Raw genomic sequence first — 12,340 nt, forward strand, 5'->3', positions numbered from 1 at the left:
AATCCACTGGCTCTTCCCGGCCCACGAGCCGTAACGTTCGCTCGTCGCCAGAGACACTTACATGCGCCGACGGCGGCACTGACACATCTGCCTGATCCTGTGGGGGACCCAATGCCACTCGCCGCCCTGAGACGCGCCACCAAGGAGTCCGTCTCCGGTCTTCCCCGCGAGTTCTGGTGGCTGTGGACCAGCACCCTCGTCAACCGCCTCGGCGCCTTCGTCGCCACCTTCATGGCGCTCTACCTGACCCTCGACCGCGGCTACTCCGCCACGTACGCCGGTCTCGTCGCCGCCCTGCACGGACTCGGCGGCGTCGTCTCCTCGCTCGGCGCGGGCGTGATGACCGACCGGTTGGGGCGGCGCCCCACGCTCCTCATCGCCCAAGTCTCCACCGCCCTGTCCGTCGCCCTCCTCGGCTTCATGAAGGACCCCCTGGCCATCGCGGCCGTCGCCTTCCTCGTCGGCATGGCGAGCAACGCCTCGCGGCCGGCCGTCCAGGCGATGATGGCCGACATCATCCGCCCCGAGGACCGGGTGCGGGCCTTCTCGCTCAACTACTGGGCCATCAACCTCGGGTTCGCGATCTCGTCCGCCGGCGCCGGATTCATCGCCGAGTTCAGCTACCTCGCCGGGTTCCTCATCGAAGCCGTGATGACCATGGTCTGCGCCGTCGTCGTCTTCGTGAAACTCCCGGAGTCGCGGCCCGTGCGCACCGCCCTGGAGAAGGCGTCGGAACCGGACGTAGGCCTCGGGACCGTGCTGCGCGACGGGCGCTTCATGGGCGTCGTGGGGCTCTCCTTCCTCATCGCCCTGATCTTCCAGCAGGGCGCCGTGGGACTGCCCGTCGCCATGGGCGAGGCCGGGTTCACGCCCGCCGACTACGGCATCGCCATCGCCGTCAACGGCGTCCTGATCGTGGCACTCCAGATCCCCGTCACCCGGTTCATCGAACACCGCGACCCACAGCGGCTGCTGATCATCTCCGCGCTGCTCGCCGGCTACGGCTTCGGGCTCACCGCCTTCGCCGGGTCCATCGGCGTCTTCGCCCTGACCGTGTGCGTGTGGACCGTCGCCGAGATCATCAACGCCCCCACCCAGACCGGCCTCGTCGTGCGCCTCTCACCGACCCAGGGCAGGGGCCGCTACCAGGGCATGTACATCCTGTCGTGGGCCGTCGCCTCGCTCGTGGCCCCGCTGATGTCCGGCTTCGTCATCGACCGCTTCGGGGCCCCGTGGCTCTGGGGCACCTGCGCGGTCATCGGGACGGTCGCCGCCGTCGGCTACTGGTCGCTGATGCGGGGGCTCCCCGAGGAGGAGACGGCGGGCGTGGCACCCGCGCCCACCGTCCCCGCGCCCGACGCGGTCGCCGACCGCGTCCCTGGCGTCACCGGGTGAAGTTGAGGTACTTCCAGGACCCGTGCGTCGTCGAGTTCACGTTGTCGCCCGACGACCCGTTGATGTAAGAGGCGCGCATCCGGGCCCGGATCCCCGACTCGCCGGGAGCGTCCAGGCGTACGGCGGACGTGCCGTCGGTGCCGAGCGCGAAGTACTCGGAAGCGCCCGCCGAACGCCACTTGCCGTCCACGCGCACCTCCAGCTGGAAGCGGTGCTTGCGGCCCTTGTAGTACGTCATCGACGTGGTGAGGACCGGGTCGGTGTTCTTGTGGAAGTAGTGGTACTTCGTGGAGCCGATCGTGCCCGTCTTGTAGTGCTTGGAGACGGAGGTGGAGACCTTCACCTTGGCGTACGCCGTGGACGTGGCCTTCTTGGGTGCGTATCGCGCGTCGCCCGCGAAGACGGCCGTGACGTCCGTGTCGCGCTTCATGTCGACGGTGGCCGACAGGTCGCCGCGGGAGTTCACGACGCCCTTCTTGATCAGCTTGTTGGGCTTGTCGGAGCCGTAGGGGTTGGCCCAGATCTCGACGGTGCGGTTCTTGTACGTGGTGCCGAGGTGCGCGGTGAAGGAGACGTCGGCGCCGTAGGAGTAGACGTTTCCGTTCTTGTTCACGGTCACCTTGGGCGTGGACCGCGCGACGTCGACCGTGTCCGACCCGGAGGCCGCCGCGTGCGTGGCGTCACCCGCGTACGCGACGCTGTACTTCACCTTGCCGCCGGCCGGCGGGGTGTCGGCGAGCGAGAAGGAGCCGTCCGCCTTGGTCTTCACCGCGGGCAGCTTCTTGCCGTCGGGGGACTCGACGTCCGTGCGCGTGACGGTCAGTTCGGCCCCGGCGGGCAGCGGCGCCGACGTGTCGGTGAGCTTGCCGGTGACAGTGAGGGACTTGGCGCGCGGGGCCTTCGCGGGGGCCGTGACCGTGAGCTTCGGCAGGGACTTGCCGGGCTCGCTCAGGACCCGCAGCGAGAAGACGCCCTCGCTGTTCTCGGAGACCGCGAACAGCCTGCTGCCGTCCGGCGCCCAGGCCAGGCCGCCCTCGGCGAGGGTGTCGGCGCCACTGCTGTTGCCGGTGTTCGGGAAGTCGTACTCCCGCACCTTGGACCACTTGCCCTGCTGGTAGATGTGCACGTCCGGCGCGTACCAGGAGGAGGTGCCCGCCGCCACGGTGCCGTCAGGGGCGATGTCCACGGCGGCGCCGTAGTCCCCGGAGTCGTAACGGCCCACAGGGGAGAGGTCCTTGGTGGAGTACACCGGGTGGTAGTACGGGGCGCCGCTGGCCGTGACGATCTGCGTTCCGTCGGGCGAGACCGCGATGTCGTCGAAGAAGCCGCCCTCCACGGACTTGGAGACCCTCAGCTCCGGCTTCGGACCCGACACGTCGTACACCGTCAGGGCATCGCTGCTGGTCGCCTTCTCACCGGCGACGAGGATGCCGGAATCCGGGTCGGAGCCGAGCTCGGGCGCCGCGTAGAAGCTCGCGTCGCCGTCCTGGCCGAGCGCGACGACGGGTTCGGCGCCGGAAAGGTCGAGCGAGCCGATGCCGCCCCCGGCGTCCGGGCCGTAGCCGAACCACAGCTTGCCGCTCGCCAGGGCGAGCGTGCGCGGCTTCTCGGCGCCGTCGAGGGCGTAACTCGCGCTCTGCGTGTACGAGGACGTCTCCACGGAGACGATGCGGTTGAGCCCCGCCACAGCCGCGTACACCTGGCCGGAGTCGGGCGAGAGCGCGAGGCCCTCGACGTCCGGCAGCCCGTCCAGGGTGGCCTTGACGGCGCCCGAGTAGTCCGTGACGACGATCTTGCCGCCCCGCGGGTCGGAGACGTAGACGCGCTGGTGCTCGCCGTCCACGAGCACGTCACCCGCCGACTTCACGTCCAGGAGCTTCGCCGAGTCCGCCGCGGCCGGGGCCGATGTGACCGCGACGAGAGCCGCGGAGCTGAAGAGGACCGCGAGCGCTGTCGCGGTCGAGATGGTGCGCGTACGCACGGTATGTGACCCCCCACATAAGAAGAACCCAGGTCAGACGCCTGGGCCTTGATCCCCCGTTACAGCGACCTCACAGTAAGGCATCTCCGTGAAGGTTGCGGAGGGAGTTTCGGCAGTGAGTTGGGGGGTGGCGTGTCCGTCGGCGTCCCGCGCGGCGGGGCCTCGGCGCGCGCATGTGCGCCGTTGCTGCGCCCCTCCCTCTGGGAATGGAATGGGCATCAGGCAGTACGCCACAGAGGAGGAGACCCATGGCCGAGTCCCCCATGACCGAAACCGCCCCCGAGCAGTCGGCGAAGACGCCCGGCCTGCCCGAGCTCGTGCTCCTTGGCTCCTGCGGCTGCGGCTCGGGCTGCGGCTGCGGCTGTCAGTCGGGCGGACCGTGCCAGTGCGGCGGCTGCTGCGGCTGACCCTGAACGGCCCCGGGCGCGGCTCCCCGGACACGGCTGTGCCCCGCACGAACTGACCGTGCGGGGCACACCCTTGCGTACGAGAACGGCCTCAGGCCCCTTCCACGGGCGTCCCCGTCTGCTGCATCTCGTCCGCGTGCTCACCGGTGACCAGGTAGACGACCCTCTTCGCCACCGAGACCGCGTGATCGGCGAAACGCTCGTAGTAGCGGCCGAGCAGCGTCACGTCCACGGCCGTCTCGATGCCGTGCTTCCAGCGGTCGTCCATCAGGTGCTGGAACAGCGTGCGGTGCAGCAGGTCCATCTCGTCGTCGTCCTGCTCCAACTGGAGCGCCAGGTCGACGTCCTTCGTGATGATGACCTCGGCCGCCTTGGCCATGAGGCGCTGTGCAAGCTGCCCCATCTCCAGGATCGTCGCGTGCAGATCGTGCGGAACGGCCGACGCGGGGAAGCGCAGGCGAGTCAGCTTCCCGACATGCTGGGCGAGGTCGCCCGAGCGCTCCAGGTCGGCGCTCATCCGCAGCGAGGTCACGACGATGCGCAGGTCGGTGGCGACCGGCTGCTGCCGTGCGAGGAGGGCTATCGCGCGCGCCTCCAGCTCGTGCTGCAGATCGTCCACCTTCTGGTCGGCGGCGATCACGCTCTCGGCCATCTTCAGATCGGCGTCGAGCATGGCCGTGGTGGCGCGCCCGATCGCGGAGCCGACAAGGCGGGCCATCTCGACCAGGCCTTCGCCGATCGAGTCAAGTTCCTCGTGGTACGCGTCCCGCATGTGGATGTCCCTCTCTAGTACGTCCGGGGGGTGACCCCCACGCTCCCACGGTGCCGCTCCGACGCGTCCGTTTCCGGCACCCCGAATGAACCGACCCTGTCACCGAGGTGAACTGTGGGCGACGCGGAACGCCCCGCCGGGAGCCGTGCTCGTACGGCCTGGCGTAACCCGTTCAGCCGAAGTGAACCAACCCCGTCTCCTCGGTGAACTCTGGGCGACGAGTGTTCGAGCGGGCCCCCGGATGGCTGGGGCAGGTACTCATCCGGCGCATAACCTGGGGGCATGGACGTGAACGCGGCGGTCGCCGCAGCGGCAGCGATCGCCGGGGTGTGCACCGGCGTCATCGCCATGCTGGCGTTCCGCTGGAGCGAGCGCGACCTGAAACGCCCCACCCGGACCTCCCTGCACACCGACCCCGTACTGCCACCGGGCGTGGACACGGTGCTCTCCGTGCTCCGCTCGTCCGCCGTCGTCCTCGACGAGGCGGACAGCGTGGTGAAGGCCAGCTCGGCCGCGTACGCACTCGGCCTGGTCCGCGGCGGCAAACTCGCCGTCGAGCCCATGCTCCAGATGGCCCGCGACACCCGCCGCGACGGCGAGATACGCCAGGTCGAGCTGGACCTGCCACGTCGCGGCACCGGCCGTGGCGAGGCCCTCGCCGTCTCCGCACGCGTGGCCCCCCTCGGCTCGCGCCTGGTCCTGCTCCTTGTGGAGGACCTCACGGAGGCCCGCCGCATCGAGGCCGTACGACGCGACTTCGTCGCCAACGTGAGCCATGAGCTGAAGACCCCCGTAGGAGCGCTCTCCCTGCTCTCGGAAGCTGTCATGGACGCCTCCGACGAGCCCGAGGCGGTCGAGCGTTTCGCGGGCCGCATGCAGATCGAGGCGACCCGCCTGACCAACCTCGTCCAGGAACTCATCGACCTCTCCCGGGTCCAGAACGACGACCCACTGGAGGACGCCGAACCCGTCCGTGTCGACGAACTGGTGGCGGAGGCGATCGACCGCAGCCGTCACCAGGCGTCCCACAAGCAGATCACCATGGCCGCCGGCGGCACCGCCGACCTGCAGATATGGGGCAACCGCGGGCAGCTCGCCGCGGCGCTCGGCAACCTCGTCGAGAACGCCGTGAACTACTCGCCCGCCCGCACCCGGGTGGGCATCGCCGCACGCCGGGTCACCGCGCCCGGCGGCGATCTGATCGAGGTGGCCGTCACAGACCAGGGGATCGGCATCACCGACAAGGACAAGGAGCGCATCTTCGAGCGCTTCTACCGCGTGGACCCGGCCCGCTCCCGGGCCACCGGCGGCACGGGCCTCGGCCTCGCCATCGTCAAACACGTGGCCGCCTCGCACGGCGGGGAGGTCACCGTGTGGAGCTCCGAGGGACAGGGCTCCACCTTCACCCTGCGGCTGCCCGAAGCAGCCGCGAACCGCGACCGCGGAACCGGTCACGGCGGAGACGGCAGCGAAGCCGGCACCGCACGGCCCGACGAGACCACTGCGTACGAACCCATTCCTGCCCCGGAGGTCCTTCCGTGACCCGAGTGCTCGTCGTCGAGGACGAGGAATCCTTCAGCGACGCCCTGTCCTACATGCTCCGCAAAGAGGGCTTCGAGGTCGCCATCGCGGCGACCGGCCCGGACGGTCTCGACGAGTTCGAGCGCAACGGCGCCGACCTCGTCCTGCTCGACCTGATGCTGCCGGGCCTGCCCGGCACGGAGGTCTGCCGTCAGCTGCGGGGCCGTTCGAACGTCCCGGTGATCATGGTCACCGCCAAGGACAGCGAGATCGACAAGGTGGTCGGCCTCGAAATAGGAGCCGACGACTACGTCACGAAGCCCTTCTCGTCCCGCGAACTCGTGGCCCGCATCCGCGCGGTCCTGCGCCGCCGCGGCGAGCCCGAGGAGGTCGCCCCGCAGGCCCTGGAGGCGGGCCCGGTCCGCATGGACGTGGACCGTCACGTCGTCACGGTCTCCGGCTCCAAGGTCGACCTGCCCCTCAAGGAGTTCGACCTCCTGGAGATGCTCCTGCGCAACGCGGGCCGCGTCCTGACCCGCATGCAGCTCATCGACCGCGTCTGGGGCGCGGACTACGTGGGGGACACCAAGACCCTCGACGTCCACGTCAAGCGCCTGCGCGCCAAGATCGAACCGGACCCGGGAGCCCCGCGCTACCTGGTGACGGTGCGGGGTCTCGGCTACAAGTTCGAGCCGTAGAGGGCCCCTCAGTAGCCGCCTGAGCTTTTAGCGGGCACACGAAAGGGCGGGAACCCGGCACCGGGTTCCCGCCCTTTCGTGCGTACGCCGAGGCGTACGTACGTCGATCAGTGCTCGGCGGCGTCACCCGCGCCGTGCGACTGCGCGCCGCCCCCGGCCGGCGACGAGGCCGCGCCGGACGGTTCGGTGTTCGCGCCGTCGGCGGGCGTGCCCGAGGAGTTCGAGGAGGGCGAGCCCGAAGGGTCGGCCGACGCGCTGCCGGACGGCTCGTTGGAGGGCTTCGAGTCCGGCGCCTCGGGCACCTCGGCCGGGCCCCACTTCTTGAAGTAGCTCTCGGCCGGCACGACGAAGGTCTTCATCTTCACGTCGCCGGTCTCGCTGAAGGCGAAGGTGACCGGCTGCGCGTTGCCGTCCTTGACGGCCTCACGGCTGCTGGGCAGGACCGCGGTGGCGTTGTCCTTGCCGCCGATGACGACCGAGCCGCCCGCGGGGATGGTCAGCGAACCGCCCCGCTTGGAGGTCTTGTCGTCCTTGGCCGGCGTGATCTTGGCCTTCTTGCCGGTGCCGTCGACCGCGATCTCGTCCAGCGTCTGGTCGGTGCTGCCGTCGTTGAAGATCGTGGCGGCGATCACCGCGGGGCCCGTCGACTTCAGGTCGGGCTGGGTGATCACCATGGCGTTCTGGATCTTGATGTCGCCGACGGCGGTCGCGGCGTTGTCCGGCTTGATCTCGTGTGTCTGGGCGTTGTTACCGGCGCCGCACGCGGCGAGCGACGCGAGCGAGAACGCGATGGCGGTGGCGGCGATGGCGCCACGTCGAAGGCTGCGGCTCACGGCGGCGGCAACTCCTTGAACGAGGGCGGAACGGGAGGGCGGGCGGCCGTGAAGCCGCCCTAAGTGTGTGTCAGCGGGCTTAGGTTACCGAGCCGTTCCCGCGACACCGCACCCGACCCGCCCCTACGGGCGGTGAGCCGCTCTCCCGCGGCTCGTGTGTCGTCGCACACAACCCTGCCGTCACGTCCGTTCCATTGGCCCCACGTTCACCATTGAGTTAAGCGCCGTCAAGAGTCATCACGGCTGGTCCCGCGGATTTTCGGTAAGAAATGCATGGCGATCCGGGAAGTCCGGGAATTGATCACCAGGGCGCTTGATCAATTCCGGATTCACGTCGAACGACGGCTCGCGTGTCTCTCCGGACGCCGAACGGAGTAGCGGAAGTTCACCGCTTGGAATCCGGCAAACCGGGACGTTCAGCCTGGTGGAGCGCTCTCGGAGGGGGTGTGACGGGCATGTTTCCGCTTCCCTGAAGAGCCGCTCCGACCTGCGAATACCTCGCTCCGGAAGCCCTTCGCAGCACGTTCCTGTTGCTGTTGTCAAGCCCCGAGATATGCCCTGACCTGCGAAAACGCCATTCAGAAGAGGCGATTCTCGTGTTAGGATGGATAGCCACGGAAGGGGTACCTGTCACATGACGTTCAAGGTTGGCGACACCGTGGTCTATCCCCATCACGGGGCCGCGCTGATCGAGGCCATTGAGACTCGCCAGATCAAAGGCGTGGACAAGACCTACTTGGTGCTGAAGGTCGCTCAGGGCGATCTGACGGTACGTGTGCCTGCGGACAATGCGGAGTTCGTCGGCGTGCGTGATGTGGTTGGTCAGGACGGGCTCGACCGGGTCTTCGAAGTGCTGCGCGCGCCGTACGCCGAAGAGCCGACGAACTGGTCCCGTCGCTACAAGGCAAATCTCGAGAAGCTCGCATCGGGCGATGTCATCAAGGTCGCGGAAGTCGTGCGTGACCTGTGGCGTCGTGAGCGTGAGCGCGGACTGTCCGCGGGTGAGAAGCGCATGCTCGCCAAGGCTCGCCAGATCCTGGTGAGCGAGCTCGCCCTCGCGGAGAACACGAACGAGGACAAGGCCGAGGCCCTGCTTGACGAGGTCCTCGCGTCCTGATCGCGTCCTGACATACGCACACGTCTTGGCGCCAGAAATGCCGCGGTGCCCGCTGACCCTCATGGTGTCGCCGGGCGCTGCGGCATGTTCGTACCCAGACCTGCCCAGCCTGCTCAGGCGTAATCCTTGACGTTTCGTACTCGCGTCGTACTCGGTGCTGCTGGTGTGCGTGTGTGTGCCGGGCCGCCGACTCGACCAGATGTCACGGAAGGGTCCGGTCAAGGCTCGCGCCCGGCACTCTGCCAAGGCCATACCCAGCCCTCCCGAGCACACAAACCTGAACGGAAGCGATGTCTGAGGAATCCCGCACCGCGGTCGTGATCCCCGCAGCCGGACGCGGCGTACGGCTCGGCCCGGGCGCCCCCAAGGCGCTCCGCGCGCTGAACGGCACGCCCATGCTCATCCACGCCGTACGGGCCATGGCCGCCTCCCGCGCCGTCTCGCTCGTCGTCGTCGTGGCCCCGCCGGAGGACGCCGCCGAGGTCAAGTCTCTCCTGGCCGACCACGCGCTGCCCGAACGCACCGACTTCGTCGTGGTCCCCGGCGGCGAAACCCGCCAGGAGTCCGTGAAGCTCGGCCTCGACGCCCTGCCGGACGGCATCGGCGTCGTCCTGGTGCACGACGCGGCCCGCCCGCTGGTTCCCGTCGACACCGTCGACGGCGTCATCGAGGCCGTACGCGAGGGCGCCCCCGCCGTCGTCCCCGCGCTGCCCCTGACCGACACCGTCAAGCAGGTCGAGCCGGGTGACCCCAAGGAACCGGGCCGGCCCGAGCCCGTGGTGGCCACGCCCGAGCGGGCCCGCCTGCGCGCCGTGCAGACCCCGCAGGGCTTCGACCGCGACACCCTCGTACGCGCCCACGCGACCGTCAGCGACAACGTCACGGACGACGCCAGCATGGTCGAGCAGCTGGGCCTCCAGGTCGTCGTCGTGCCCGGCCACGAAGAGGCCTTCAAGGTCACGCGGCCCCTGGACCTCGTCCTCGCCGAAGCCGTGCTCGCCCGAAGGAGGGCCAACGATGGCTTCTGAGGACCGGGCCCAGCGGATCCGCCTCCCGCAGGTCGGCATCGGCACCGACGTGCACGCCTTCGAGGAAGGGCGCGAGCTGTGGTGTGCCGGGCTCCTCTGGGAGGGCGAGAGCGCGGGCCTCGCCGGGCACTCGGACGGTGACGTGGCCGCGCACGCAGCCTGCGACGCCCTGTTCTCCGCCGCCGGCATCGGCGACCTCGGCGCGCACTTCGGCACCGGCAGGCCCCAGTGGTCCGGCGCCTCCGGAGTGACGCTGCTCGCCGAGGCGGCCAGGATCGTGCGCGCCGAAGGCTTCGTGATCGGCAACATCGCCGTCCAGGTCATCGGCGTACGCCCCAAGGTCGGCAAGCGGCGTGACGAGGCGCAGAAGACGCTGAGCGCCGCCGCGGGCGCCCCGGTCGCCGTGTCCGGCACGACGACCGACGGACTCGGTCTCACCGGCCGCGCCGAGGGGCTCGCCGCGATCGCGACGGCGCTGGTCGTGCGGGCGCACTGACCGGCGTACCGGCGACGGGGTGGCGAAATCCCGCTGCGGCGGGGTGCGTTGGAGGAGTATCGGGAAGGCATCCCGACATCGGAACAGCGACAGCCACCCACGTACGAGAGAGGCGACCTCATGTCCGCCGAACTGTCCGACAAGCTCAAGGCCCTGCTCGACACCGCCGTCTTCATCTCCGTCGCCACGATCCAGCCCGACGGCAGCCCCCAGGTCTCACCGGTCTGGGTGAAGCGCGACGGCGACGACCTGCTCTTCTCCACCACGCTGGGCCGCCGCAAGGAGAAGAACCTGCGCCGCGACCCGCGCGTGACGGTGCTCCTCCAGCCCTTCGACGCCCCGTACACGTACGCCGAGATCCGCGGCGAGGCGACGATGACCACCGAGGGCGGGCAGGAGCTCATCGACGAGCTGGCGCTGAAGTACACCGGCCTCAAGTACGCGGAGTTCAACCCGTCCTCCGGGAACGACGAGCCCCGCGTCGTCGTCCGCGTCACTCCGCGCAAGGTCGTCGGCAGGATCTGACGCCCGGTGCGCGCCCGCCCATGACACAGTTCCGTGCCCTGTTGACCCGGGAGGTCACAGGGCACTGTCCCGCGACCACTACCCTGGAGTGGTGACGATTCGCCTGTACGACACCAGCGCCCGGCAGATCCGAGACTTCAGCCCGCTCATCGACGGTTGTGTCTCGATCTACCTGTGCGGTGCGACGGTGCAGGCGGCCCCGCACATCGGCCACATCCGGTCGGGGCTCAACTTCGACATCATGCGCCGCTGGTTCGCCCACCGCGGATACGACGTCACGTTCATCCGGAACGTCACGGACATTGACGACAAGATCATCCGGAAGTCGGCCGAGCAGGGCCGCCCGTGGTGGTCGATCGGGTACGAGAACGAGCGCGCCTTCAACGACGGCTACGACGCCCTCGGCTGCCTCCCGCCCACGTACGAGCCGCGCGCCACCGGGCACATCACCGAGATGGTCGAGATGATGCGCGGCCTGATCGAGCGCGGCCACGCGTACGAGTCGGAGGGCAACGTCTACTTCGACGTCAAGTCCTTCCCGGGCTATCTGGAGCTGTCCAACCAGGAGCTGGACAACCTCTTGCAGCCCGAGAGCGAGGGCGAGACCGGCAAGCGCGACCCGCGCGACTTCGCCATGTGGAAGACGGCCAAGGAAGGGGAGCCCAGCTGGGAGACCCCCTGGGGCCGAGGCCGCCCGGGCTGGCACCTGGAGTGCTCGGCGATGGCCCACAAGTACCTCGGCCGTGAGTTCGACATCCACGGCGGCGGCATCGACCTGATCTTCCCGCACCACGAGAACGAGATCGCGCAGGCCAAGGCCTTCGGCGACGCGTTCGCGCGGTACTGGGTGCACAACGGCTGGGTCACCATGAGCGGCGAGAAGATGTCGAAGTCGCTCGGCAACTCGGTCCTCGTGTCCGAGATGGTCAAGAAGTGGCGCCCGATCGTCCTGCGCTACTACCTGGGCACCCCGCACTACCGCTCCATGATCGAGTACAGCGAGGAGGCCCTGCGCGAGGCGGAGTCCGCGTTCGCGCGGATCGAGGGCTTCGTGCAGCGCGTGGTGGAGAAGGCCGGTGGCGTCGTGGAGCCAGCGGCCGACGTGCCGCCCGCCTTCGCGGACGCGATGGACGACGACCTGGGCGTCCCGCAGGCCCTCGCGATCGTGCACACGACGGTCCGGCAGGGAAATTCCGCCCTCGCCGCCGACGACAAGGAAGCCGCGGTGGAGCGGCTCGCCGAGGTGCGGGCCATGCTGGGCGTCCTCGGCCTCGACCCGCTCGACCCGCTGTGGGACGGCGAGGGCGACCGCGGAGAAGACCTCCACGGAGTCGTCGACACCCTCGTGCGCCTCGTGCTCCAGCAGCGGGAGGCCGCGCGTGGCCGCAAGGACTGGGCCACCGCCGACGCCATCCGCGACCAGCTCAACCAGTCCGGACTCGTCATCGAGGACGGCCCGACCGGACCGCGGTGGACTCTCGGCCCGCGCTGAGCGTCTGACCTCGCGATGTGCCGCCCGGCGACCCGGGCGGCACACTTCATATACGTACGCAGTCACGCAGTGGGC

The 12,340-nt window shown here is 69.4% G+C and carries 12 protein-coding genes; 9 read left to right on the top strand and 3 right to left on the bottom strand.

Annotation, left to right across the window (positions count from 1 at the left end):
- Window positions 1-111: 111 nt before the first annotated feature.
- Window positions 112-1,395 carry an MFS transporter gene (locus AB0I94_RS30105; RefSeq protein ID WP_363312844.1) on the top strand — a complete coding sequence of 428 codons (1,284 nt, stop codon included), beginning with the start codon at window positions 112-114 and terminating at the stop codon, window positions 1,393-1,395.
- On the opposite strand, the gene AB0I94_RS30110 is transcribed toward AB0I94_RS30105, so the two are convergent.
- The gene (locus AB0I94_RS30110) at window positions 1,385-3,376 is read right to left on the bottom strand and encodes an Ig-like domain repeat protein (RefSeq protein WP_363312845.1); all 1,992 of its coding nucleotides are present in this window, start codon (window positions 3,374-3,376) and stop codon (window positions 1,385-1,387) included. The two genes, AB0I94_RS30105 and AB0I94_RS30110, sit on opposite strands and share 11 nt — an antisense overlap.
- Window positions 3,377-3,624: 248 nt before the next feature.
- On the opposite strand from AB0I94_RS30110, the gene AB0I94_RS30115 reads away from it, so the two are divergent.
- Entirely contained in the window at window positions 3,625-3,783 is a 159-nt protein-coding gene (locus AB0I94_RS30115) for a hypothetical protein (RefSeq protein ID WP_363312846.1), read from the top strand.
- Between the two features lie 91 nt (window positions 3,784-3,874).
- Here AB0I94_RS30115 and phoU read toward each other — a convergent pair whose 3' ends face one another.
- Complete coding sequence (gene phoU / locus AB0I94_RS30120; RefSeq protein WP_363312847.1) at window positions 3,875-4,555, bottom strand: phosphate signaling complex protein PhoU; 681 nt, start codon at window positions 4,553-4,555, stop codon at window positions 3,875-3,877.
- Between the two features lie 282 nt (window positions 4,556-4,837).
- Here phoU and AB0I94_RS30125 point away from each other — a divergent pair, with 282 nt between their 5' ends.
- Both AB0I94_RS30125 and AB0I94_RS30130 read left to right on the top strand, forming a co-directional pair.
- Window positions 4,838-6,097 (top strand): ATP-binding protein, encoded by a 1,260-nt coding sequence (locus AB0I94_RS30125; protein WP_363312848.1) that lies wholly within the window; start codon window positions 4,838-4,840, stop codon window positions 6,095-6,097.
- Window positions 6,094-6,774: a response regulator transcription factor gene (locus AB0I94_RS30130; RefSeq protein ID WP_018527980.1), complete on the top strand. Its 681-nt coding sequence runs from the start codon at window positions 6,094-6,096 to the stop codon at window positions 6,772-6,774. The genes AB0I94_RS30125 and AB0I94_RS30130 overlap by 4 nt, the downstream gene beginning before the upstream one ends.
- Window positions 6,775-6,881: 107 nt before the next feature.
- Here the strand turns inward: AB0I94_RS30130 and AB0I94_RS30135 are convergent, their stop codons facing one another.
- Window positions 6,882-7,607, bottom strand: coding sequence for a DUF461 domain-containing protein (locus tag AB0I94_RS30135; RefSeq protein ID WP_363312849.1), 726 nt, complete (start codon window positions 7,605-7,607; stop codon window positions 6,882-6,884).
- Window positions 7,608-8,241: 634 nt separating this feature from the next.
- Between AB0I94_RS30135 and AB0I94_RS30140 the strand changes: the two genes are divergently transcribed.
- From AB0I94_RS30140 to cysS, 5 genes are all read left to right on the top strand, one after another.
- The gene (locus tag AB0I94_RS30140) at window positions 8,242-8,724 is read left to right on the top strand and encodes a CarD family transcriptional regulator (protein WP_003953493.1); all 483 of its coding nucleotides are present in this window, start codon (window positions 8,242-8,244) and stop codon (window positions 8,722-8,724) included.
- A 290-nt stretch (window positions 8,725-9,014) separates the two neighbouring features.
- Complete coding sequence (gene ispD / locus AB0I94_RS30145) at window positions 9,015-9,752, top strand: 2-C-methyl-D-erythritol 4-phosphate cytidylyltransferase (protein WP_363312850.1); 738 nt, start codon at window positions 9,015-9,017, stop codon at window positions 9,750-9,752.
- The gene (ispF, locus tag AB0I94_RS30150; protein WP_363312851.1) at window positions 9,742-10,248 is read left to right on the top strand and encodes a 2-C-methyl-D-erythritol 2,4-cyclodiphosphate synthase; all 507 of its coding nucleotides are present in this window, start codon (window positions 9,742-9,744) and stop codon (window positions 10,246-10,248) included. The genes ispD and ispF overlap by 11 nt, the downstream gene beginning before the upstream one ends.
- A 120-nt stretch (window positions 10,249-10,368) precedes the next feature.
- The gene (locus AB0I94_RS30155) at window positions 10,369-10,773 is read left to right on the top strand and encodes a PPOX class F420-dependent oxidoreductase (protein WP_363312852.1); all 405 of its coding nucleotides are present in this window, start codon (window positions 10,369-10,371) and stop codon (window positions 10,771-10,773) included.
- Between the two features lie 91 nt (window positions 10,774-10,864).
- Window positions 10,865-12,265 (top strand): cysteine--tRNA ligase, encoded by a 1,401-nt coding sequence (gene cysS / locus AB0I94_RS30160; RefSeq protein ID WP_363312853.1) that lies wholly within the window; start codon window positions 10,865-10,867, stop codon window positions 12,263-12,265.
- The last annotated feature ends 75 nt before the right edge of the window (window positions 12,266-12,340 follow it).

Source organism: Streptomyces sp. NPDC050147, assembly GCF_040660195.1.
Lineage (GTDB): Bacteria > Actinomycetota > Actinomycetes > Streptomycetales > Streptomycetaceae > Streptomyces.